The sequence below is a fragment of the Halosolutus sp. DAT137 genome (assembly GCF_059736405.1).
The window spans coordinates 1,172,348-1,195,109 of sequence record NZ_JCAQID010000001.1; the positions used below are offsets into that span (position 1 = coordinate 1,172,348).

The 22,762-nt window shown below is 63.2% G+C and carries 17 protein-coding genes and 3 pseudogenes; 14 read left to right on the plus strand and 6 right to left on the minus strand.

What is annotated here, in order from left to right:
• Positions 1–151: 151 nt before the first annotated feature.
• Positions 152–592, minus strand: coding sequence for a DUF2391 family protein (locus AC6I6L_RS05655; protein ID WP_497916735.1), 441 nt, complete (start codon positions 590–592; stop codon positions 152–154).
• A 90-nt stretch (positions 593–682) separates the two neighbouring features.
• Positions 683–2,323 carry a DUF790 family protein gene (locus AC6I6L_RS05660; RefSeq protein WP_497916736.1) on the minus strand — a complete coding sequence of 547 codons (1,641 nt, stop codon included), beginning with the start codon at positions 2,321–2,323 and terminating at the stop codon, positions 683–685.
• Positions 2,324–2,540: 217 nt separating this feature from the next.
• Here AC6I6L_RS05660 and AC6I6L_RS05665 point away from each other — a divergent pair, with 217 nt between their 5' ends.
• From AC6I6L_RS05665 to AC6I6L_RS05675, 3 genes and pseudogenes are all read left to right on the plus strand, one after another.
• Complete coding sequence (locus tag AC6I6L_RS05665) at positions 2,541–4,259, plus strand: cation:proton antiporter domain-containing protein (protein ID WP_497916737.1); 1,719 nt, start codon at positions 2,541–2,543, stop codon at positions 4,257–4,259.
• A complete protein-coding gene (locus AC6I6L_RS05670) occupies positions 4,252–5,886 on the plus strand; it encodes a cation:proton antiporter domain-containing protein (protein ID WP_497916738.1) in 1,635 nt (544 codons plus the stop codon). The genes AC6I6L_RS05665 and AC6I6L_RS05670 overlap by 8 nt, the downstream gene beginning before the upstream one ends.
• Positions 5,887–6,056: 170 nt before the next feature.
• Positions 6,057–6,349 (plus strand): annotated as a pseudogene (locus AC6I6L_RS05675) (trehalase-like domain-containing protein); the annotation flags it as partial.
• A gap of 1,097 nt (positions 6,350–7,446) precedes the next feature.
• Here the strand turns inward: AC6I6L_RS05675 and AC6I6L_RS05680 are convergent.
• Positions 7,447–8,943 carry a DEAD/DEAH box helicase gene (locus AC6I6L_RS05680; RefSeq protein ID WP_497916739.1) on the minus strand — a complete coding sequence of 499 codons (1,497 nt, stop codon included), beginning with the start codon at positions 8,941–8,943 and terminating at the stop codon, positions 7,447–7,449.
• A 192-nt stretch (positions 8,944–9,135) separates the two neighbouring features.
• Here AC6I6L_RS05680 and AC6I6L_RS05685 point away from each other — a divergent pair, with 192 nt between their 5' ends.
• On the plus strand, positions 9,136–10,335 hold the full coding sequence (locus tag AC6I6L_RS05685) for a nucleotide exchange factor GrpE (RefSeq protein WP_497916740.1): 1,200 nt from the start codon (positions 9,136–9,138) through the stop codon (positions 10,333–10,335).
• Positions 10,336–10,424: 89 nt separating this feature from the next.
• Positions 10,425–10,793 carry a hypothetical protein gene (locus AC6I6L_RS05690; RefSeq protein ID WP_497916741.1) on the plus strand — a complete coding sequence of 123 codons (369 nt, stop codon included), beginning with the start codon at positions 10,425–10,427 and terminating at the stop codon, positions 10,791–10,793.
• Positions 10,794–10,806: 13 nt separating this feature from the next.
• On the opposite strand, the pseudogene AC6I6L_RS05695 reads toward AC6I6L_RS05690, so the two are convergent.
• Positions 10,807–11,691: pseudogene (locus tag AC6I6L_RS05695) on the minus strand (RNA-guided endonuclease InsQ/TnpB family protein).
• Between the two features lie 3 nt (positions 11,692–11,694).
• Positions 11,695–11,844: a DUF2080 family transposase-associated protein gene (locus AC6I6L_RS05700; protein WP_006666493.1), complete on the minus strand. Its 150-nt coding sequence runs from the start codon at positions 11,842–11,844 to the stop codon at positions 11,695–11,697.
• A gap of 557 nt (positions 11,845–12,401) precedes the next feature.
• On the opposite strand from AC6I6L_RS05700, the gene dnaK reads away from it, so the two are divergent.
• From dnaK to AC6I6L_RS05735, 7 genes and pseudogenes are all read left to right on the plus strand, one after another.
• Positions 12,402–14,327, plus strand: coding sequence for a molecular chaperone DnaK (dnaK, locus tag AC6I6L_RS05705; protein ID WP_497916742.1), 1,926 nt, complete (start codon positions 12,402–12,404; stop codon positions 14,325–14,327).
• Positions 14,328–14,577: 250 nt separating this feature from the next.
• Positions 14,578–15,204 carry a DUF8215 family protein gene (locus tag AC6I6L_RS05710; RefSeq protein WP_497916743.1) on the plus strand — a complete coding sequence of 209 codons (627 nt, stop codon included), beginning with the start codon at positions 14,578–14,580 and terminating at the stop codon, positions 15,202–15,204.
• Between the two features lie 100 nt (positions 15,205–15,304).
• Complete coding sequence (gene dnaJ, locus AC6I6L_RS05715) at positions 15,305–16,459, plus strand: molecular chaperone DnaJ (RefSeq protein WP_497916744.1); 1,155 nt, start codon at positions 15,305–15,307, stop codon at positions 16,457–16,459.
• Positions 16,460–16,558: 99 nt separating this feature from the next.
• Positions 16,559–17,368 (plus strand): acyl-CoA synthetase family protein, encoded by an 810-nt coding sequence (locus AC6I6L_RS05720; protein WP_497916745.1) that lies wholly within the window; start codon positions 16,559–16,561, stop codon positions 17,366–17,368.
• A 48-nt stretch (positions 17,369–17,416) separates the two neighbouring features.
• A pseudogene (locus tag AC6I6L_RS05725) lies at positions 17,417–17,756 on the plus strand (hypothetical protein).
• A 252-nt stretch (positions 17,757–18,008) separates the two neighbouring features.
• Positions 18,009–18,632, plus strand: a complete 624-nt coding sequence (locus AC6I6L_RS05730) for a GNAT family N-acetyltransferase (protein ID WP_497916746.1) — start codon at positions 18,009–18,011, stop codon at positions 18,630–18,632.
• Between the two features lie 109 nt (positions 18,633–18,741).
• A complete protein-coding gene (locus AC6I6L_RS05735; RefSeq protein ID WP_497916747.1) occupies positions 18,742–20,424 on the plus strand; it encodes an acyl-CoA mutase large subunit family protein in 1,683 nt (560 codons plus the stop codon).
• 59 nt (positions 20,425–20,483) lie between these two features.
• Here AC6I6L_RS05735 and AC6I6L_RS05740 read toward each other — a convergent pair whose 3' ends face one another.
• Positions 20,484–20,933: an NUDIX hydrolase gene (locus AC6I6L_RS05740; protein WP_497916748.1), complete on the minus strand. Its 450-nt coding sequence runs from the start codon at positions 20,931–20,933 to the stop codon at positions 20,484–20,486.
• Between the two features lie 248 nt (positions 20,934–21,181).
• Between AC6I6L_RS05740 and AC6I6L_RS05745 the strand changes: the two genes are divergently transcribed.
• Together AC6I6L_RS05745 and mce are read left to right on the plus strand one after the other, a co-directional pair.
• Positions 21,182–22,018, plus strand: a complete 837-nt coding sequence (locus AC6I6L_RS05745; protein WP_497916749.1) for an aldo/keto reductase — start codon at positions 21,182–21,184, stop codon at positions 22,016–22,018.
• A gap of 171 nt (positions 22,019–22,189) precedes the next feature.
• Positions 22,190–22,573, plus strand: coding sequence for a methylmalonyl-CoA epimerase (gene mce / locus AC6I6L_RS05750; protein WP_497916750.1), 384 nt, complete (start codon positions 22,190–22,192; stop codon positions 22,571–22,573).
• Positions 22,574–22,762: the final 189 nt, after the last annotated feature.

Below are 22,762 nucleotides of genomic sequence, written 5' to 3' on the forward strand. Positions count from 1 at the left end.
CTTCCGAGCCACAGTAACCGTCTCGAGGGACGATCGTCCGGTCATAACAACAACACGCACACGCACCAGCAGCCACCGGCGGGAGGATTTTCCGGTCCCTTCGATCGAATCGCGTAGGGTTATCGTTTCAGTACACGCGCGTGTCGATCTATTAGAACACGCTGTCCGCCGTTGCAGCCCCGACGACGCTAAATATCGATCCGACGCTCACCGCTTTGAACGTGATCAGAGCCACTTCGGAGTTCGTGGTCACGGACTCGAGAAACGTATCCGGCGCGTCGAACAACAGCGCTAAAATCGTTACTGAACCGAACGAGGCGGCCATGAGTGAAATAAATCGGACAGGGACGCCCGCGACGTTCTGTTCGGTTTCCGGGTCGCGCTTCGTATCCGCCTTGTACAACGTCGCATAGCCGATCGTACAGACGACCCCGATCGTCGCCACTGCGTGCAAGATGGTCATGTTCGTGGCGAGCACCCAGACTTCCTCGGTGACGACGAACGGACCAGCAAGCAAAAATCCCCCAACGATCTGTTGTGCGGAGTCAGCCAATCGAAACTGCGGTGGACGACGAAGCTTTCCGAGGTTCATCGATCGCAGCGTTGAGTCGGCCACAAAGTAAAGCTTCAGGTCACAGATCCACGGCGGAGACGGGCCGGTGAGTGGTGAACACGACGCCGATCACCGCTCGACGATCGTGCCGCCGGTAAGTCCCTCCCACTCGACGCGGTAGCCGAGTCGAGAGAGAACGGCGCTCGCGTCGTCGATACCGTGCCCGCCGAGAACGGTTTCCGCCTCCGAGAGGGTCATCCCAGCCTCGATCTCGGCGGCGATCGCCTCGAGCACCGCGGGACGGACGAGCGTCCTGCCGACTCGATCGTGTTCGGGGAACGCGATATCCGCGAGGGCGTCCGCGCCGACGCCGCGGCTGTCGGCCACCGATTCGATCGTCACGACGTCCGCGTCGGGCCTGAGTTCCTCGGGCAGGCGGGCCGCGCCCTCTGCGACGAGCTGGCGTTCGTACTCCGAGAGCACGTCGACCACGTCTTTGACCCGGACGGTACCCGAGTAGGGGATCGCCCGGAAGTCTCGGGCGGCGATTTCCGCCCCGACGCCGAGGGACTCATCGACGGCGACGATCAGTTCGACGTCTTCGAGCGTCTCCAGTTGGCCGAGTTTCTTCTCGACGTACTCGGGCGTCCAGAAGCCCATAATCTCGAGGTAGACCCGAAAGTCGTCGTGGTCGTACTCGAACGCGAAGTCGGGGATCATCACCCGCGTGCCAGCCGCGAGCGGCTCCGGTTCCCGGCGGAGCGTCCAGTCGAGGTCCAGATTCGAGATTCTGCCGGCGAAGTCGGCCTCGACGCCGCTGTCGTAGGAGACATCGGCGATCGGTTCGGCATTCGGCAGCCGAACCGGATCCTCGTCCGTGAGCGTGAGCGTGCGCTCGGTTCCGCGATCGTCGATCGTCGCCTCGAGCGTCCACTCCTTACTGTTGGCGATCGTCCGTAACAGGCGCGCGAATCGGGTTCCGTAGCGGCGCGTGGCCCGAAAGAGGTGGGTCGGTCCCGTGACGACGATCTCGCGTTCGGTGGGGGAGCGCTCGATATCGATCGGGGCGGGGTGGCTGCTGGCGTCGGTTTTTCCGGAGGTGCCGTCGGTTTCGATCTCCGCCGACTCTCCCGTCGACCTGCGAATCTCGTACATCAGCCGGAGACGCTTGATCGCGGAAACGAGCGCCTTCGGATCGCTCGATCGTACACGCAGTTCGGTCGCGTCGAACAGCGCCGTCTGTGCGAGCGAGAGGTTGTACTGGGCGACCAGTCCGTCGGGGTCCCAGCGCGAGTCGACGGCGGCAAGCACCTGCCGGTCCTCGAGATCGGCGTAGAGCGATCGCTCGAGATCGTCGGCCGAAAGCCCGACTGATTCGCCCGCGCGAACGAGCGCCATCGCCCGCTCGTCTTCGGTGACGACGTCGAGGGCTTGCGCCGCCTCGAAGGCTGCCCGTCGCGCCCGCTCGGGGTCGATCGCGGCGTCGGTCTCGAAGGTCGCGTCCCGATCGAGCAAGGCGGCGAAGCCGCGAACGAGTTTGAAGTCGTCCGCTTCGCGCTCTCGCGGTGGCCCGCTCGAGCTATCCGGGACGCGTGGCGTCCCGCGCTCGAGATCGGCCAGCGCAGCGTCGAGAGCCGCCCGCGTCTCCCCGACGTGGCCCTGAAACGTGCCGATGACGCGGGCGGCGAGCGGTCGGTGTTCGCGGCCCGCAAACTGTGGATGGTAGCCGCCGCCGGCCCGCGAGACGCGAAGCAGGTCCTTCGTCAGCATCTACCGGTGGATTCAGCCGACGGGGAGAAAAGTGCCTCGCCACGGCGAGCGAACCGGCAGGCAGAAGGGGCGGGTCCGATCGCCACCCGGGAAGCCCCGCAGTTTCATTTGCCGGCCGAACGCAGTTCCGTCTCTTTGGCGTCGGTCCTATCGAGGCGCAGTCTCGAGACCGAACCCCTCCGCACCGGTCGGTTCGAGGTCGCCTGTCGGAGCAGCTATGGCACTCGGAGGAATCGCACTCGCGGCGGATTTCGCGCTGTTGATCATCGCCGCGGCGATCCTGAGTTACGTTGCCAGGCTCACGAAACAGCCCACGATCGTCGCCTACGTGCTGACGGGGGTCGTCGTCGGTCCGATCGGGCTCGGAATCGTCGCCGAAGATCAGTTGATCGAGATTCTTGCCGAACTCGGTCTCGGCTTCCTGCTGTTCTTGCTGGGGATCGAAATGCGGTTCGACGACATCAGAGAGATCCTCCGTCCCGTCGGCGCGATCGCCGTCGGGCAGGCGATTCTCCAGGCGATCGCCTCCACGGCGGTTGCGCTCCTGCTCGGATTCACCCTCTTCCAGTCGCTGATGATCGCACTCGCGACGACGTTCGGCGCGACGCCGATCATCGTGAAGGTACTTGGCGACAAGGGTGATCTGAAGGCGCTGTACGGCAAGGTCGACGTCGGCATCCTCATCTTTCAGGACATCTACCTCGTGATGGCCCTGGCGATCCTGACCGTTGGAACCGTCGACAACGCCGCCGAGATCGCGTTCAGTATCGGCCGCGTATTCTTCCTGGTGGGCGTCATCGGCGTCGTCGCCTATCTCGCCAGCCAGTACTTCCTCCCGGCGCTGTTGCGCGCGAGCGCCGCGAACAAGAGCACCCTCTTTACCGTCGGTATCGCGTGGGCGTTTCTGTTCATTTTCGCGGCCGAAACGCTCGACCTCTCCGTCGAAATCGGTGCGTTCCTCGCGGGACTGGCGCTGGCGCAACTGCCCTACAGCACGGAACTCAAAGAGCGCATGCGACCGGCGACCAACTTCTTCATCGCCGTCTTCTTCGCGAGCATCGCCCTCCAGATGGAGGTCGATCAGTTGCTAGCCTACTGGCAGGAGGCACTCATTGCGGCCGCAGCGCTCATCGTGCTCAACTTTTTCATCGTGTTCGGGCTCTTTTACAGCCAGCGGTTCGACGTCGAAACCTCCTTTCTGGGGACGATTTCGATGCTGCAGGTCAGCGAGTTCTCGCTCGTCCTCGGTGCACTCGCCGTCGATCAGGGATTCATCGAGGAGGGCATCCTCGGCTTTCTCAGCCTGATGGCGCTGCTCACGATGCCGATCTCGACGTACTACGTGATCTACAACCGCCAGATATTCGCCGCCGTCCGGCCGTATCTCGATCGTCTCGAGCGGGAGAACACCGTCGAAGCCCAGCCAGTCGAGTTCGAGAATCACGCGGTCATCGTCGGCTACAGCCGGCTTACGGCGGAACTCGCGGACGTACTGCAGTCATCCGTCGACGAGGTCGTCTTCGTCGAGGACCGAGCCGCCTCCGTCGAGGAACTCACCGACTCGGCCCACGGCTTCATTTTCGGCAACGCCAGACACGGCGACATCCGGCGGGAAGCGAACGTCGCCGGTGCCGACGTGCTGGTGAGCGTCGCGGAGCGAACCGACGTCACCCTGCGACTGGTCGAAGACGCACCGAACGCGCTCTCGATCGTCGCGGCAACGACCGAGGCGGAGGCGACGACGCTCCGCGAGGCCGGTGCCGATTACGTGATCGTCGGGACGGGGCTCGTCGGTGAGACCGTCGTAGACCTCCTCGAGCGCCTCGACGACTCCGACGCCTTCGAGCGTCGCCTCGCGCAACTAAACGATCGCGCACGAGATCGCTCCCCGCGGGCCGCCGAGACCACTCCGGACGGGGGTGAGAGCGGTGGATGAGATCCTGTTCGCACTGACCGTGATCTTCGGATTCGCGGCAGTCTTCCTGATTCTCGCCGCACAGCGGGACCTGCCGGCTCTTCCCTTCTACCTGGTCGCTGGAATCGCGGTCGGTGCGCTGATCGACGAAACCCAGTTGCTCGATCTGGCCCAGTGGGGTATCGCCTTCCTGGTCTTTCTCTTCGGCGTTCACGTCGATATCGAGGCGTTTCGGTCGACCGGCCGGATCAGCGCGGCCGTCGCGATCGTACAGGCCTCGATCGTCGGAGTCCTCGGCTTTGGCGTGGGCCTCGCGTTGGGACTCGAACCGTTGAACGCCGGCTACTTCGCCGTCGCTGCCGTCCTCAGTTCGTCGCTCGTCGCGAGCAGTTACCTCGACTCGCAAACCGGCGTCCGTCCGACCGCTGACCGCCTCGCGGAGTCGATCCACTTCACGGAGGACCTCCTCGGCATCTTCGTCGTGGTGGCCCTGAGTGCGTTCGTCTACGCGGCGACGCCGGCACTCGAACAGATCGCCGTCGCGGCGGGCATGTTCGCACTCGCCCTCGGGATTCGCTACCTCGTCTTTCACCGGGTGACAGCCGGATTGCGGGGCGATTCGGAAGTCCTGATGCTCGTGGGTACTTCGCTCGTGATCGGGTTCATCGCCCTCGCGGAGTTCGCGGGGCTCTCGATCGTCGTCGGCGCGTTCGCCGCCGGCATCGCGATCGCTGACGACTACCCGCACTCGCTCGAACTGGTCGACACGATCGACGATCTCGAGGACTTCTTTACGCCGATTTTCTTCGTCACCGTCGGCGCGTTGCTCACCGTTCCCGGCCCTGCGACCGTCGGATACACGATCGCACTCGTGGTGGCGGTGGCGGTGGTAAATCCGCTGATCGTCGCCGTGATCCTCGTTCGCGGCGGGTTCGACGGTCGAACGGCGGTCCGGACGGGACTGACGCTCGATCAGGTGAGCACGTTCAGCCTGTTCATCGCGATCGAAGCCCTCGTCGCGGGCCAGATCGTGCGCGGCCTCTTCGACGCGATCGTTCTCGCGGCGGCGATCACGATGATCACCGCGGCCTACACCAGCCCCCGGGCCGGTGCCATCAGCCAACGATTACGGGACCGCGGCCTCCTCGATCTACTCGGCGACTCCACTGGCGATCGCGCCCACGTCGATGACGACCTTACGAACCACGTTATCGTCGTCGACTTCCAGCACGGCGGCAGGCAGGTGCTCGAAGCCTGCTCGCGCCTCGATCGCCCGGTGGTAGTGATCGAGGACAACCCCATCACCCTCCGAGAGATTCGCAACGAGTGTGACCACTACGTTTACGGGGACGTTGGAGACGACCGCGTCTGGGACCGGTCACTGCTCGAGGAGGCGGCCGCAGTCGTCTCCCTCGCCCCCGAGGACGATCGGGCCGAAGCGGTGGTCGCCCTCGAAACGGATATCCCGCGGATCGTCCGCGTCGACGAGACCAAGACGGCGGCCGCGTTCCTCGATCGCGGGGTGGCCGGTGTCATCTACCCGGACGCGATCGCGGCCGAGCGTGCGGGTACTGATCTCGCAGCGTTTCTCGACGAGGAAATTTCCCGCGAGGAGTTCCGCGATCGCAGCCCGGTACGCACAGGGTGACGCTGCTCGTGATAGTGTTCTACTCGGGACAGTCGTATTCGGTGGAACTGATCACGCGCCGGGAATACATGCTTTTATTCGGAACCGTGGAAAGACACGACGGATCGACCGTCGAGTACCGAACGAGACGAGGATGTCACGAGATCACTACCCTCACTGCTCTCGAATCAATGTCTGAACGAACGACGGAGTACCTCCCGATCGACGCCTACGGCGTCATCGGCAACGACGATCGCTGTGCCCTCGTCGGGGCGAACGGCTCGATGGACTGGTGTTGTTTCCCCCGCGTCGAGTCCCCGAGCGTGTTCGCGGCAATTCTCGATCACGAACGGGGGGCCGTTTCGCCGTCCGACCCGTAGCGGCCACCGACGGGACACAGGAGTACCGAGATCGAACGAACGTCCTCGAGACCACGTTCGAGACCGACGACGGAACGGCGACGGTGACCGATTTCATGCCGGTCGAAGGACCGGAAGCCTTGCGCGACTCGAAACGCGACACGACTTTCTGCCGGCCGAGGACGAGCGCGTCCAGCACACGATCGACACGATTCTGGACGATCTGACGACCGACGACGGAGTCGTCTTTCGGTTTGCCAACAGTCCCGCGCGGCCGAGAGAGCCGGGCGGCTTCGTCCTCTGTTCGTGCTGGCTCGTCGACGCGCTGGTCCTCTCCGGGCGAGTCGAGGAAGCCACCGAGATCTTCGAATCGCTCCTCGACCGCGCCTCGCCGCTCGGCCTGCTCTCGGAGATGGTCCACGCCGAGGACGGTACCTTCCTCGAGAACTACCCGCAGGCGTCCAGCCACATCGGCCTGCTCAACAGCGCGATCTACCTGGCGAGCGCGAGCGACGCCGAGGAATTCCCACCCGTTCGTCCACAACGTCACCACGAACCAGGACGCGTTCATCGAGGACTTCGGAGACGACGTGCTCTCGGCGTTCGCGTAATCGGCCCGTTTCGATCTCGATCGGTGGCCCGACTCGATCGAATGGGTGCATACTGGTGGTATCGAGCCTGCACGAACTATTTGTAGGTAGTATACCGGTCGCTTGCGAGTGTCTCACAGTCGTTACAGGCAGCATAGCGATCGCTCGCGGCGTAGTATCAAGACGGGGTAGGTCCGTCAGCGGTGACCACGCGTGGAAACCACGGTGGCTGAAAGGTGCTGCCAGACCGTGCCGTCTACGATGGAGTCGGAACGCTCGGTACAAAACCCCTGCGATACTCGAATCGGGACCGATTGGGAAACGTTCAGAACGAGGTGTGTAGGCGTCATCGCATCTATGACAAGCCTGGAGTGCCAGTCGATCTGGCAGCAACGAACCGGGCACCCACCGGAGATTTCCCATCGATACGGACTGCAATAAGCCGTTTTCAATGCAACCGGACCCGTCTTACGGTTGTACTGATACGGTTTGCTGTAATCAATTACCGGCGCAACCGCAGGACGGTTCGCGGTGCGTCGGTAAACCGTTACCGCAGACCGTATGAGACGTCTGCACAGCAGATCGCATGAAGATCGGCGTGCCCCATCGGTGCTGGAATTTCGTCGACCCCGTTACTCGTCCCGGCGACGGCTCGAAACCCGTTCCTCGCTGGTGTCGGCGGCGACGACCTCGTAGAGGACCGCACGCCCGCCGTCTGCACTCGGTCTGAGAATTCGGCCGAGGCGCTGGACGAACTCTCGCTCGCTGCCGCTGCCCGAGAGGACGACTGCGACGGAAGCGTCGGGCACGTCGACCCCCTCGTCGAGCACGTTCGAGGTCGCGATCCGAGTGTAGGTACCTTCGCGAAATCGCTCCAGAATCTCGCGTCGCTCCGCCGCCCCGGTCTGGTGGGTGATCGTCGGGATCAAAAATCGCTCGCTCACGTCGTACGCGAGGTCGTTGTGCGCCGTGAAGACGATCGATCGATCGTCGCGATGGTCGCCCAAAATACCTTCGAGGGCGTTCAGTTTGGCCTCGCTCCCGTAGACGATCGCACGGGCGCGCTGTCGGGCGAGCAACGCCTCGCGGGCCTTCGGGTCCGATCCCGATCGCATGACGAGTTCCTGATAGTCCGAGCCGCGTCGCATGTCGATGTTCGATCGGGCGAGGTAGTTCGTGAAAATCTCCTGGTTGCGGTCGTACTCCTCGCGTTCGTCGGGCGTGAGCGACACCTCGAGCCGTTTAATGTCGTAGTTGGCGAGGTGAGTGCCGGCCAGTTCGTCGGGATCGATCCGGTAGACGAGCGGGCCGACGATCTCCTCGATCGCCTCGTGGGCTCCGTCGGCTCGCTCGAAGGTGGCCGTCAGCCCCAATCGGGCCGGTGCAGGAAGCAGGCGAGCGATTTCGCGGTACCCCTCGCCGCCGAGGTGGTGGACCTCGTCGAAGACGACCAGTCCGAACCGATCGCCCACCGAATCCGCCTTCAGATACGCCGAGTCGTACGTCGACACCGTAATCGGGCCGAGGCGCTGCTCCCCGCCGCCGAAGCGTCCGATCTCGCAGTCGAACTCCCGATCGAGTTCGCGCTCCCACTGCTCGAGCAGGTCGATCGTCGGGACGACCACCAGCGTCGGAACGGCGAGGTGTTCGATCGCGGCGATCGCGATGACCGTTTTTCCGCTTCCCGTCGGCAGTTCGAGAACGCCGGCAGGCGCGCTGGGAGGTACGTCGGTTGAGGGCGAGTCGGTGGTCGACGCGTCACCGGTCGCTACCGCCGCAGTTGACGTCGACGCTGCAGTGTCGGCCCACCGATCGGTCTCGAGCCACGCGTCCCGCGCCGCCTGCTGGTAGTCACGGAGCTGATAGGCCGACTCGAGGTGGGGAAGGGCCTCGAGGCTGAGGACGCCATCGACGACCGCGGCGTCAGTTTGAGCCAGCGCAGTGCGAAGCGCGGCGTAGCGGAACGCGGGCACGCGCCAACCGTCCGTTCGCGGGTCCGATTCGAGTTCGGGGACACGCTCGCGAACGATCGACTCGAGCGACGCGTGTCCGTCGAGACCGTCCAGACGGACCGTCCCGTTCTCGTACCGGAGTTCGACCCGCGGTGTTCCGTCTCGATCCGCCGTCACGGCCTGCGTTTCGGGAGGGGTGGCCCAAAGCGTGTCGGTCCCGGATTCGCTACCGGAGATGCGTCGAGTGCGCTGGCTCCGTCAGGTCGAGCGCACTGGTTTCGCCGGGTCGAGTGCGCTGGCCCCGTCGCCCTCGAACGCTACTACGACCGTACCTCAACCCTTTTATTACCGCTGTTCCTTGACTGGCACATGAGCGAAGACGAGGGCACGAACGCGTCCGCCCAGGGTGTCCCGTCCGAGGAGCGATCCGACGACGGCGAGACGGACGTCGCCGACGCGGACGAGTCGGCGGAAGAACCGGATTCGGTCGAGGAAACCGAGACCGACTCGTCGCCATCGGACGCGGAACCGGGCCCGGGACCGGAGGCAGCATCAACGACGAACGAAGCGGACGGAGCGAGTGAGACGGACGTCGTCGACGCGCCCGAAACGAGCGAAGATATCCAGCAGCTGCTGGACCAGATCTCCGAGTACGACGACGACCTCGCCCGCAGCGTCACCGCGATCGTCGAGGAGGCACGCGATCGCAACGAGACGGTCAGCCACCAGCGCGACGAACTCGAGGATCTCACCGAACGCGTCGAGGCCCAGGCCGAAACGATCGGCGAGCTTCAGGAGAAACTCGACGAGCGCGAGTCGTCGCTGAGCGAACGCGAGGAGCGAATCGAGGAGTACGAAGCCGAGATCGAGGACTTGAAAAGTCGGCTCAAGCGCAAGCAGGCGGACTTCCAGAACTACAAGAAGCGGGCGAAAAAGCGCCAGCAACAGATCAAAGACCGGGCCACAGAGGACCTCGTCGAACGGCTCATCGGCGTCCGTGACAACCTCAAACGCGCCCTTGGCGAGGACAGCGAGGACGTCGACAGTCTCCGTGACGGCATCGAGATGACCCTCCGCGAGTTCGATCGGATCCTCGAGGACGAGAACGTCTCCGAGATCGATCCCGAGCCAGGCACGGAGACGGACCCACAGCGCCACGAGGTCATGATGCAAGTCGACAGCGCCGAGCCCGAAGGGACGGTTGCGGACGTCTATACGCCCGGCTACGAGATGGGCGAGAAGGTTATCCAGAACGCGCAGGTGACGGTCTCGAACGGCGAACTCGGGGCGGCCAACGGAACTGGGGACGAAGACGGTGCCGACGAGTCCGACGATGCCGGTGGCGAGACTGACGAATCGGCAGCGACCGAGGACTCAGCGAGCGACGAGATCGGTGACGACTCTGACGCCGGAGATGCAGGCGACGACGGTTCGGAGACCGATACCGAGGAAGCGCCAGACGACGACGGCGACGAAGCGATCGAACTCGGCGGCGAGGTCGCAGACGAAACGGATGGTGCGGACGATGTCGAGAACGGTCCCGACGAATCGGACGATCGGGAACAGTGACCACGTCGGGTTGCCCCCGACTGCGGACCGCCGCGTCACGTTCAGGTGACGGCCATATCGTTATGCCGCTCACACGCGTGTTCATCGATATGGCGGACACCAAAAAAGGGCGAGACAAGCAAGCCCACGACACGGAGAAGCGCCAGCGAGAGCGGGAACTCACGGAGGCACGGTCGCGTACCGACGAACCCGAACCGGCGGACGAACAGGATGAAACGGAGGCCGAATCCGTCGATTCGCCCCGCGAATGCCACCGCCGAGACTGTACCGAGCAGGCGGCGTTCACCGTCGTCGAACGATATCAGGAGGAAACCGGTCAGGGTGCCGTCGAAGCGACGGCTGTCCTGTGTCGAGAGCACACGGCCGAAGAGAGCCCCGTGAATCTCGATGGCGCCTATGCGGACTACGTGTTTAACGTCGAGGCGCTTCCAGAAACGGATACAGCGGATACATCGTGACTTCCTCCCCACCCTACTCGCTCACGGCTGACGCCGTTCGCTCCTTGAGGGTAGGGCTTCCTGTTTCCACGACGCGCTTTGCAGGAACCGAATGGGTTCCCGTAGGGAGCGCAGTCTCCGCAGGCGTTCGAAAATCGCGCAGCGATTTTCGCAGCCCATCAGAATCGCCATGCGATTCTGAGGACGTTGATTCGGGACAGCCCGTCCCTACTTGCTTCAGTCCGCGTACCAAGATGTTGTAGGCGGCGTTCCAGTCCCGGTCCGACGTGAACCCGCACGATGGACAGGAGTGTTCGCGTACCCACAGCGGCTTGTCCGACTCGGCACCGCAGGCCGCACACTCTTTGGTTGTTCCGGCCGGATCGACGGCCACAAAGTGTGTGCCTTCGCGTTCGCACTTGTATTCGAGCATCCGGAGGAACGTTCCCCACGCCGCCCCGGCACGGTTGCGGCTGTTCGACGGAAGTTCCATTAGGCCCTTCGCATTGAGGTTTTCGACCGCCACGAGGTCGTACTCTCGCGCATAGTGGTTCGAGAGCTTGTGCAAGAAGTCCCAGCGCTTCCGTTGAAGCTCGGCGTGACGTTTGGCAACGATGCGCTGTTGCTTGCGGTAGTTCGCCGACGCGGTAGCCATTGTCCTTCCGACCCTTCAGCGTCGAGAGATTGTCGTACAGCCGCTGTACGACCTTCTGCAACACTTTCGAGTGAACCTGCTTGAGTTCGGTCCACTCGCGTTTGAGGTCGGGAAGTACCGACTGTTCGGAGTAGGCGGACGTGCCGTCTACTCGGTTGAGTCGGTGCAGAAAGTGGTTGTAGACCTGTCGGCAGGTATCGACAGTCCACGCTAACCGTTCGTGGAGTTCGTCCGTTTGAGCCGATACCTGTAGTTGTAGCGCATGATCTACTCGTCTTCGTCAGACGGGTCGGTGACGCGGACGACTTTGACAGTGGCACCTCGCCACCGCTTGGGAACGAGTACGTGAGCGCCGTTGCCGGTTGGTTTGACTTCAGCTTCGTGGACTTCGTGCCCTTCGACCTCGTACCGATCCATTACCAATGTTTAAACCAAGTAGAAACATAAAGCTGCCGATAGCGTGGGCCTGCGAACCTGCTGTAGAACAATCCAAGAAACACGAGCGGCGTTGACGAGACGCGCCGCGTCTCGTTCGCACACTAGAAATCTTTGATTTCTGGGGACGTCCTCAGAAACGCGAGCGTTTCTGATAGGCTGCAAAAGAGCTTGCTCTTGTGAACGCTGTATTCCCTCCCTGCTCGCACCTTCGGCGCTCGCTGAGGAAGGAGCTTTAGCCCTCGGTTTAGGTAACCGACGAGGCTCTCGAACTCCGCCGGCAGAACTGTTGGTATCTCCGTCCGGACCGTTGGGGTACTCCTCGCAGTAGGGGTGCTCTGTGCGGTACACAGTTCGGAGACAGCCGTGTCCCCTCGTCCGGACCGTGACTGTCACACACTGTCGCGATCGGCTCGGTATCAGTACCAACCAGCCGACGGTATCGGACGGCCCCCGAAACCGAGATACATCGATAATACCAAGTGCGATCGCGTTTCGGTGGTAAGCTTTAAACCAAAGTGCCCGCAACAGATTTCGTGATGGCGAGCAACAAGATTCTCGGAATCGACCTTGGGACGACGAACAGTGCGTTCGCCGTAATGGAAGGCGGTGACCCGGAGATCATCGTCAACGGCGAGGGAGAACGGACGACGCCCTCCGTCGTCGCGTTCACCGACGACGACGAGCGACTGGTCGGAAAACCGGCGAAAAACCAGGCGGTCCAGAATCCCGAAAAAACGATTCAGTCGATCAAACGCCACATTGGCGAGGACGAATACACCGTCGAGGTCGAGGACGAGGAGTACACGCCCGAACAGATCTCGGCAATGATTCTCCAGAAGATCAAGCGCGACGCTGAAGACTATCTCGGTGACGAGGTCGAGAAAGCCGTCATTACGGTCCCCGCGTACTTTTCGGACCGACAGCGTCAGGCGACCAAAGACGCCGGCGAAATCGCCGGCTTCGAGGTCGAGCGCATCATCAACGAGCCGACGGCGGCGTCGATGGCGTACGGTCTCGACGACGAGTCCGATCAGACGGTGCTCGTCTACGACCTCGGGGGCGGGACGTTCGACGTTTCGATCCTCGACCTCGGTGGCGGCGTCTACGAGGTCGTCGCAACCAACGGCGACAACGACCTTGGCGGCGACGACTGGGACCACGCGATCATCGACTGGCTTGCCGAGGAGTTCGAAGCGGAACACGGGATGGACCTTCGCGACGATCGCCAGGCCCTCCAGCGACTGAAAGACGCCGCCGAGGAGGCCAAGATTGAACTCTCCTCGCGCAAGGAGACCGAGATCAACCTGCCGTTTATTACCGCGACCGACGACGGCCCGATCCACCTCGAGGAGTCGATGACTCGCGCGAAGTTCGAGTCGCTCACCTCGGACCTGATCGATCGCACCGTCGAGCCGACCGAGCAGGCGCTCGAAGACGCCGGCTACGAAAAGGATGACATCGACGAGGTGCTCCTCGTCGGCGGCTCGACCCGGATGCCACAGGTCGGCGCGAAGGTAGAAGAACTCACCGGCAAAGAGCCCCAGAAGAACGTCAACCCGGACGAGGCCGTCGCGCTCGGCGCGGCGATTCAGGGTGGCGTCCTCGGCGGCGAAGTCGACGACATCGTTCTGCTCGACGTGACGCCACTCTCGCTGGGTATCGAGGTCAAAGGTGGCCTCTTCGAGCGACTCATCGAGAAGAACACGACGATTCCGACCGAAGAGTCGAAGATTTTCACCACCGCCGCGGACAACCAGACCTCCGTGCAGGTCCGGGTCTTCCAGGGCGAGCGCGAACTCGCCGAAAAGAACGAGATGCTCGGCGAGTTCCACCTGACCGGCATCCCGCCGGCACCGGCTGGAACCCCACAGATCGAGGTGACGTTTAGCATCGACGAGAACGGGATCGTCAACGTGAGCGCGGAGGACAAGGGCACCGGAACCACTGAGGAGATTACCATCGAAGGCGGTGCCGGCCTCTCCGATGCCGAGATCGATCGACTCCAGACAGAAGCTGAAAAGCACGCCGAGGAGGACAAGAAAAAGCGCGAGCGCATCGAAGCCCGCAACACGGCCGAGGCGACGATCCAGCGCGCCGAGACGCTCCTCGAAGAGAACGAACAGGTCGACGACGACCTGCGTGGCGATATCGAGGCCGCGATCGAAGACGTCGAGGAAACGATCGACGACAACGAAGCTGACGCCGAGGATATCGAGGCCGCGACCGAAGACCTGAGCACGGAGCTCCAGGAAATCGGCAAGCAGGTCTACCAGCAGGCCGGTGCCGAGGCTGGCGGTGCCGCGGGCGGTGCGGCCGGCGCTGGCGGCGCTGCCGGTGCAGGTCCGGGCGGCATGGGCGGCGGTCCGAACCCCGGTCCAGGTGCTGCAGGCGGCGCTGCCGGCGACGACGAGGAATTCGTCGACGCCGACTTCGAGGACGTAGACACTGACGACGAGGAGTAAACGGACGACGACGATCGGCGGCGGCGCGAACCGTGACGTAATCGTCCGACTGCGGACGTAAGCGATCGAACGCGGGCACCGGCGCCGCTACGAGTCCATCTCGCCGTCATCAGCGTAGCGGTCGTTATCGAGCAAGGCCGCACACCATTTTTTCGTGGGAGCGGGTCGATCTGAATCGGAAAAGACTGATTCTCGCCCCAACCTCTATTTTTCCAAACGTTTTAGTCCCGAATCGTCGTACTCAGTGATAGTGACCTCGCCTCCCGACTCCCACGGCAGCGAACGGCGGCGGCTCCGTCCGAACACCGGGTGGAGCGAGGACGTGATCGACTCGATCGTCTTCTACGGGCTGGGGCAGGTGCTGTTGCTCACCGGGTTGATGCTGTGGGTCGTCTTTCAGTCACCGATCAGACGGAGCGACGTGGTTCTCGGGGCGATCGTCGCCTTGATCTGTCTCCCGCTCGGAATCGGGCTTCGTCGCAGCGGGCACCTCGATACCGGCACGGAGTGGCCGAACATCGACGACGCGACGCTCGGAACTCGCGACGGATATCGGCGGTACCTGGCTCGCGGCGTCTTTCTCTCTGCGATCCTCGCCCTCAGCGCGTACGGTGGGGCAGCCGCCAGCGTGGTGACGACGACGCCGATCGTTCCCGTCGCCGTCTCGCTCGCAACCGTCGCGTTCGGCGTCGCTATCTGCCCGGCCGCGTCCGGACTCGATCGTCGATCGCGTGGCATTCGGGGTGGACTGTACGCGGTGGCGTTGCTCGCCGGGTTCTATTTCGCAGCCCCGTTTACCCCTAGTCTCGGTTTCCAGTCGATGGTTCTCATCTACCCGTTGCTGATCGTCCTCGGCGTAATCGACGTGCGTGGGTAACCGATCCGCCGGGAGCATAGTGACCGACGGCAGCGCTGTGGCGGCGCTCGCGCGGGAACGTTCGTTTCAAGTGGCTCAACCGACTACCATGGGGTAACGAATGAGCGAGGATTTCTACGACGTACTCGGCGTGAGTTCTGACGCCTCAGCCGAGGAGATCAAACAGGCCTATCGGAAAAAGGCCACCGAGTACCATCCGGACGTCAGCGACGATCCGGACGCCGAAGAGAAATTCAAGAAGATCCAGAAGGCGAAACAGGTCCTCACCGACGAGGAAAAACGCCAGGCGTACGATCGGATGGGACACGATCGGTACGAGCAGGCCGAAAAGCACGGATTCGACGCCAGCCAGGACGGGCCCGGCGGCATGGGCGGCGATCCGTTCGGCGGGATGGGAGGTGGTATGGGCGGCGGCCTCGGTGACATTTTCGAGCAGGTCTTCGGCGGTGGCCGCGGGCGCGGTCGAAGTCGTCCACGGAAGGGGCGTGACCTCCGAACCACGCTCGAAATCGACCTCGAAGCGGCCTACGAGGGTGTCGAAAAGCAGTTCACGGTCGAACGGCCCGAAGCCTGCGACACCTGTGACGGCGCGGGTCACCCGCCCGATGCCGACGCCCAGACCTGCCCGGAGTGTCAGGGTCGCGGCCAGGTGACCCAGGTCCAGCAGACGCCCCTCGGACGCGTCCAGCAGACGACGTCCTGTCCGCGCTGTGACGGCGAGGGTACCCTCTACTCGGAAACCTGTAGCGACTGTCGCGGTGAGGGGTACGTGCGAAGCGAAACGACGCTGACGGTCGAAGTCCCCGCAGGAATTCAGGACGGCCAAACGCTCCGGATGGAGCGCGAAGGCGCACCGAGTCCCGAAGGCGGTCCCAGCGGTGACCTCTTGATCGACGTATCGATCGCTGAGCACGAGGAGTTCGAGCGAGATGGTGACGACCTCCGCTACCGGCTGCCGATTTCGTTCCCGCAGGCGACCTTCGGCGACACCGTCGAAGTGCCCACAGTCGACGGTTCGGTCGAGTTCGACGTGCCAAAAGGAACCCAGAGCGGCGAAACGTTCCGGCTCCGAGGAAGGGGGATGCCACGCCTCCGCGGACGGGGTCAGGGCGACCTCTACGTCAAAGTTCAGGTCGTTACGCCGGACTCGCTCAACGAAGAGCAACGAGAGGCCCTCGAAGCCTTCGCGGAGGCCGGCGGCGACGAAATCGAGGTCGCCGAGGGCTTCTTCGAGAAAATCAAGCGGGCGTTCTGAGCGATGGCACGGTCCGAGCAACCGTACGGTCTAAGCGATCACGGATCCTGAGCAACCCGAGTCGGCGCACTTTTTTCGCCTCCCTCCCGATCGATTCGCATGGACGCCACGACAGTCGACGACCTGTTTACACGGGACCGGCGTGACGATCGGACGGCGCTCGTCGACGCGACCGGGCGGGAGTACGACGCTCACTGGCTGTGTACGACCGCCTGGAAGTCGGGCAATTTCCTGCGCCACGCCGGCGTTCGCGAGGGCGTCACCGTCGGCATTGTCGGCGAGGGACCGCTGGCGCTGATCGCGTTGTTCGGGACGACACTGCTCGAGGCACGGACCCGCTTCGACCCGCCGACGGCACTCGCTGAGGTGGACGACTTTCGGGCGCTGGTCGCCCCCGCCTCGGCCCTCGATCGATACGACCTCCCCCGCGGGGCACAGCGAGTCGGCTACGGGGACGCGCCCGACCAGCCGGATGTCCATCACTTCGACGCGGGGCTCTGGAGCGAAAACCCGTCGTTCCCGCCGCTCGATGTCGATCCCGAGACGGAACTGCTGACCGACGGTTACAGGACGATTACGCACGCGTCCGCCATCGCGGCCGCCCGCGAGGTCATCGACGAGTACGGAATCGAGCGCACCGACCGCGTCGTTGTCCGCGCGCCGCTTTCGGACGTTCGGGTTGTGATCGCGGGCGTGATCGCCCCGTTGCTCGCGGACGCGACGATCGTCTTGCCGGGCGAGAGAGAGGACTCGCCGAAGGAGCAAAAAAGCGACGCGGACGAATCCACGCCCGGTCGCGCCGCGTTTGCCGTCGGAAGCGAGGCGGGTTCCGGGGAGCGATCGATCGCGCTCGAGGCCGTTTCCCTCTCCGACCTGTCGACAGCCGCCAGCGATCCGACTGACGAATAACGCTCCGTTTTTGCCCCGATTGTTCGAATCGGCGGTATGGAGTAGCTCATCGCGTCGCTCGACGAGGCACCGATCATCGAAAAGGACGGCTACGAGTATCTCGTCTACCCGATCAGCAACGGCGTTTCCATGCTCGATCCGGACCTGCTGTGCGAGGTCGTCGTCGAGGTCATGAAGACGGTCGATCGAAACGCCGTCCTGCGATCGGGTGTGCACTGAGTTTCAAGAGCGACGATATCTGTACTGCGCTCGAAGACATCGGGGCCGAAATGGTTAATTTCGTCGTCGTGATGCGGAAAGTCGACCGTCGGCGCTCGACGACACCCCGTTCGAGGCGACGAGCCTGCTCGATATTACGGTCGAAAACGGCGACGTAACGGTCCACTGACGCTCCTACCTCGAGTTCCGTCGAGTCGAGATCCAGCCAGTCAATCGATCGGATGACTCCCGTGGAAGCCACGAGCATCCACAGATGTGCATACAATTGTCTGTAAGGTGCAGGTCAATGAGCGTCTATACGATGTTTTTGTAGCCCGACTCGCAACGGGGCGGGTACGGTATGTCGAACGAGTCGGGAGGGATGTCAATCGGGTACGAGGCCCCGAAAACGCTTTTGCCGGCAGATGACCTACGTCAAATCATGTACGTGCGGGACGCGAAAAACCGAGAGGAGGTCTGGCTTCTCGATCACATCGAGTCAATGGGACTTGACGATACGGCGTTCCGCTCGCGAGACTACGTCGTCGCCGTCGACGAGATCTCCGGCGAAAAGGCCGGCTTTGGTCGCATTCGCATTCATAAACTCGATGCCGAGGCGGCTGGCGATCAGGACGGGGGCGGCAACGGACGCGCGGACGCGGTCTGTGAACTCACCAGTATCGGCGTCCTCGAAGGGTGGCGAAATCAGGGCGTGGGTGCCCACATCGTCGAACGCCTCCTCGAGTACGCCGGCGACGAAGGGTTCGAGACCGTCTACGCGCTGACCAGCGGCGGGGCGTACCTCGCCCAGTTCGGTTTCCGCCGGATCGACGACTCGCAGTTGCCCGGCCCGCTATCCGATCGACTGGAAGCCAAACGCGATCGCATCGACCCGGACGCGGTCCCACTTTCGATCGAGATCGATCGATTCCGACTGCCCGATCGGCTGCGTGAAGCGTTCAAAGGAGCCACGGAGACTCAACCGGAGGACTCGAGCGAAGAGTCCCCCGAGGATTTCGGAATCGATCCGGACGCCGCGACGTACAAGTACGATACGGGCCGGTAGTGCGAGACGCGAGGAGAGTGGATTCCCGGAAACACGGCCGCAACCGTTCCCGGGTGCGGTTCGTCGGGTTTACCAACCTTCAAGCCCCGTCCGGACCTCAACAACGATAATGTTCGATTCCGACGAACTGGCCGAGATTCGTGCCAGCAAAGAGACCTGGCACGAGCAGACGGTCGAACCGGTGCTCGATCGGTTCGGCGAGCGCAAGGAAACGTTCACGACCGATACGGGCGGCCAGGAGGTCGATCGGCTCTACACGCCGACCGACATCGCGGACGTAGACTACCAGGAGGACCTCGGCAACCCGGGCGAACCGCCGTACACGCGCGGCGTCTACTCGACCGGCTACCGCGGGCGGCTGTGGACGATGCGCCAGTACGCCGGCTTTTCGACGCCGGAAGACACCAACGAGCGCTACCACTACCTGCTTGAGGAGGGCCAGACGGGTCTCTCGATGGCGTTCGACCTGCCGACGCAGATGGGATACGACTCCGACGACTCGATGGCCGCCGGCGAAATCGGGAAAGCCGGCGTCGCGATCGACTCGCTCGCGGACATGGAAACCGTCTTCGACGGCATTCCGCTGGACGAGGTCTCGACCTCGATGACGATCAACGCGCCCGCCTCGGTGTTGCTCGCGATGTACATCGCGGTGGGTGACCAGCAGGGCGTCGATCGCGAACAGCTTCGCGGGACGATCCAGAACGACATTCTCAAGGAGTACATCGCCCGCAACACCTACATCTACCCGCCCGAGTCCTCGATGCGGATCATCACGGATATCTTCGAGTTCTGTGCGGCGGAGACGCCGAAGTTCAACACGATCTCGATTTCGGGCTACCACATTCGCGAAGCCGGCTCGACGGCGGCCCAGGAACTGGCGTTCACGCTCGGCAACGGCATCGAGTACGTCGAAACCGCGATCGAAGCCGGCCTCGACGTCGACGCCTTCGCACCGCAGCTTTCGTTCTTTTTCAACGGCCACAACAACATCTTCGAGGAGGTCGCGAAGTTCCGGGCCGCCCGGCGAATGTGGCACGACATCATCGACGAACGGTTCGATCCGGACGATCCGAAGTCAAAACAGCTCAAGTTCCACACCCAGACTGCGGGCTCGATGCTGACCGCCCAGCAGATCGAGAACAACGTCGTCCGCGTCGCCTATCAGGCGCTCGCTGCGGTCCTCGGGGGGACCCAAAGTCTACATACGAATGGGAAAGACGAAGCACTCGCGCTGCCGACCGAAGAGTCCGTCCGGACCGCGTTGCGAACCCAGCAGATCCTCGCCCACGAATCCGGCGCGGCCGACACGATCGACCCCCTCGCCGGCAGCTACTACGTCGAATCGCTCACCGACGAGGTCGAGGACGACGCCTACGACATTCTCGAGGAAGTCGACGAGCGCGGCGGCACGCGCGAAGCGATCGAACAGCAGTGGGTCCAGCGTCAGATCCAGGACACCGCCTTCGATCGACAAAAAGAGATCGAGACGAACGAACGAATCATCGTCGGCGTCAACGAGTTCGAAGTCAACGAGGAGCCGGCGATGGACGTCGAAGAGGTCACCGAGGAAGACCAGCAACGGCAGATCGAGAGCCTCGAAACGACCCGCGAGGAGCGCGACACCGAGGCCGTCGACGCGACACTCGAGGCCCTCCGCGAGGCAGCCCGCAGCGACGAGAACCTCATGCCGTACATCATCGACGCGGTGAAAGCCTACGCGACCGTCGGCGAGATCTGTAACGTCCTGCGCGATGAGTTCGGCGAGTACCAGCCCGGCAGCGCGGTGTAACAAAAGCCGATCGCGATCGAATTTCTATCGTTCGTTCGACAGTATACCCGGCGTTCGCGTCAGTGTACTGGCGACTGCGATCGCTCGAGGAGATGTAGATAGTCGTCGAGCGCCAGCGCAAAGTCGCGGGTCGCGGGCAGGTCGAGCCACGAGAACTCGAAGGTCGACCCCCGTTCGTCGCCCTCGCCGGTAACGACGTGGGTCCAGCCGTCGCGGTCGTCGTCGACCGTCGCGTGATAGAAGTGCCGCCTGTACCGCTTCGGCGGCTGGAGACGGCGCGTCCAGACGTCGCTCGTTACGTGACGAACCGATCGAAGCGCGCTGAGTCCGGTCTCCTCTTCGACCTCGCGGTGGAGTGCCGCACGCGGCGCTTCGTCGGGTTCGATCGTCCCTTTCGGGACCTGCAGGCCGTCGTGGTCGGGTCCCTCGAAGACGAGCACCTCACCTCGGCCACGGGTGATGTACGCACAGACTTTATCGACGTAGGTCACGTCGGATTCGTCGAACATACCCTCTAGCCATCGTTCGATTGTAAAACACTTGGCCCAAATCACAGGGGCGAAGAATGGACGATCGACAGTCCTCTCTTCGTCACCAACTCCCGCCCGAATCCGCATCCGCTCACTCGACCGGGTACTCTAACAGCGCCCCGAGGCCGCCGAAGGCATCGGCGAGTCGATCGATTCGATCGTGGCGTTCGTAGTCCTCCGCTGTATGCCGGCCTGAGGTTGAATAAGGTCACTGACGAACGGGGTGTATGGACGCAGCGGACAGCTCGACACCGACGATCGAGGCCGGCGGCGCATCGATTCCCGCGCTCGGACTCGGGACGGCCCGAATGACCGGTCAGCGGTGCCAACGCGCCGTCAAAATCGCGATCGATACCGGCTACCGTCACGTGGACACGGCCCAGATGTACGACAACGAGGATGCGGTCGGGTCCGCGATCGAGACCAGCGCGGTCGATCGCGACGAGATCTTCGTCACGACCAAACTCAATACGGGAAATCTCGCCTACGACGACGCCCTCGAGTCCACGCGGCGGAGTCTCGATCGCCTCGGCCTGTCGACGGTCGACCTCCTGTTGATCCACGCGCCGCGATCGCACACGCCGGTTTCGGAGACGCTCGAGGCGATGAACGAGCTACAGGACGACGGAGCAGTCGACCACATCGGCGTGAGCAACTTCTCGATCGACCAGCTTCAGGACGCGCGGGACTACTCGGAGACGCCGATCGTCACAAATCAGGTGAAGTACCATCCCTACCACCACCAACCCGATCTGCTCGAGTACTGCATCGAACACGAGATTTGCCTGACTGCGTACAGTCCGCTCGCGGAGGGCGCGGTCCCCGGCGACGATCGACTCGCGTCGATCGGGGGGCGGTACGACAAGACTGCGGCCCAGGTCGCGTTGCGGTGGCTCCTCCAGCAGCCGTTCGTGGCCGCGATCCCGAAAGCCGCGAGTCGGGATCACATCGAGGCGAACGCCGATATCTTCGATTTCGAGTTGAGCGACGACGAGATGCGCGCCGTGTTCGACGCGGGCGACGGCCTCTGGAATCGGCTCGCGGCGAGATTGGGCCTCGACTGATACGGATTAGTGTCCGTAGTTACCGACGAACGGCGAACCGTCTTGGCCGTTCGTCGGTAATTGATGACACTAATCCGTATGAACGGTCGGGATCGACGCTGTTGGCGATCGACCACGAAAGTACGACCAACGACCACAACAGTAACGCCCGCTCCACCTCGAATGGAAGCTATGCACTTCGATCACGCTGGCATCGCGACCGACGACGCGTCGGCGATTGCCGACCTGTACGGCGACCTTTTCGGACTCGAGACCGTCCACGAGGAGCGGTTCGACGGACTCCGCGTCGTCTTTATCGACTGCGGAAACGGCTACTTCGAACTGCTCGAACCGATCGAGGACGGTACCGTCTCCCAATATCTCGAGCGCAACGGTCCCGGAATCCACCACCTCGCGCTCGCGACCGACGACATCGATGGGGCACTCGCGACCGCCCGCGAGCACGACGTGGCGCTCGTAGACGAAGCACCTCGGCCGGGGGCGTGGGGCCACGAGGTCGCCTTTTTGCATCCCAAAGATACCGGCGGCATCCTGATCGAATTCGTCGAGCACTGAGTGGGATCGTCGTGATGTGGTACCAACGATCGCTCGAACGGGACGGCGATCACCGTTAACACGGAACAACAGTCCTTACGAATCGATCGCCGCGACCCGGGACGCTGATACCCGTTCGGATACCGATCAGCACGGGCGTGCTCTCGGTCGCGAATCGTGATCGGTCCGACCGAAGCGGGGGCGGCCTTC

Excerpts from the sequence above, each read along its gene's own strand:
- AC6I6L_RS05700 (WP_006666493.1), bottom strand. The coding sequence starts at position 11,844 with ATGGATCGGTACGAGGTCGAAGGGCACGAAGTCCACGAAGCTGAAGTC.
- AC6I6L_RS05740 (WP_497916748.1), bottom strand. The coding sequence starts at position 20,933 with ATGTTCGACGAATCCGACGTGACCTACGTCGATAAAGTCTGTGCGTAC.
- dnaJ (WP_497916744.1), top strand. The coding sequence starts at position 15,305 with ATGAGCGAGGATTTCTACGACGTACTCGGCGTGAGTTCTGACGCCTCA.
- AC6I6L_RS05745 (WP_497916749.1), top strand. The coding sequence starts at position 21,182 with ATGGACGCAGCGGACAGCTCGACACCGACGATCGAGGCCGGCGGCGCA.
- AC6I6L_RS05665 (WP_497916737.1), top strand. The coding sequence starts at position 2,541 with ATGGCACTCGGAGGAATCGCACTCGCGGCGGATTTCGCGCTGTTGATC.
- AC6I6L_RS05660 (WP_497916736.1), bottom strand. The coding sequence starts at position 2,323 with ATGCTGACGAAGGACCTGCTTCGCGTCTCGCGGGCCGGCGGCGGCTAC.
- AC6I6L_RS05690 (WP_497916741.1), top strand. The coding sequence starts at position 10,425 with ATGGCGGACACCAAAAAAGGGCGAGACAAGCAAGCCCACGACACGGAG.
- AC6I6L_RS05730 (WP_497916746.1), top strand. The coding sequence starts at position 18,009 with ATGTACGTGCGGGACGCGAAAAACCGAGAGGAGGTCTGGCTTCTCGAT.
- AC6I6L_RS05655 (WP_497916735.1), bottom strand. The coding sequence starts at position 592 with ATGAACCTCGGAAAGCTTCGTCGTCCACCGCAGTTTCGATTGGCTGAC.
- AC6I6L_RS05720 (WP_497916745.1), top strand. The coding sequence starts at position 16,559 with ATGGACGCCACGACAGTCGACGACCTGTTTACACGGGACCGGCGTGAC.
- dnaK (WP_497916742.1), top strand. The coding sequence starts at position 12,402 with ATGGCGAGCAACAAGATTCTCGGAATCGACCTTGGGACGACGAACAGT.
- AC6I6L_RS05685 (WP_497916740.1), top strand. The coding sequence starts at position 9,136 with ATGAGCGAAGACGAGGGCACGAACGCGTCCGCCCAGGGTGTCCCGTCC.
- AC6I6L_RS05735 (WP_497916747.1), top strand. The coding sequence starts at position 18,742 with ATGTTCGATTCCGACGAACTGGCCGAGATTCGTGCCAGCAAAGAGACC.
- mce (WP_497916750.1), top strand. The coding sequence starts at position 22,190 with ATGCACTTCGATCACGCTGGCATCGCGACCGACGACGCGTCGGCGATT.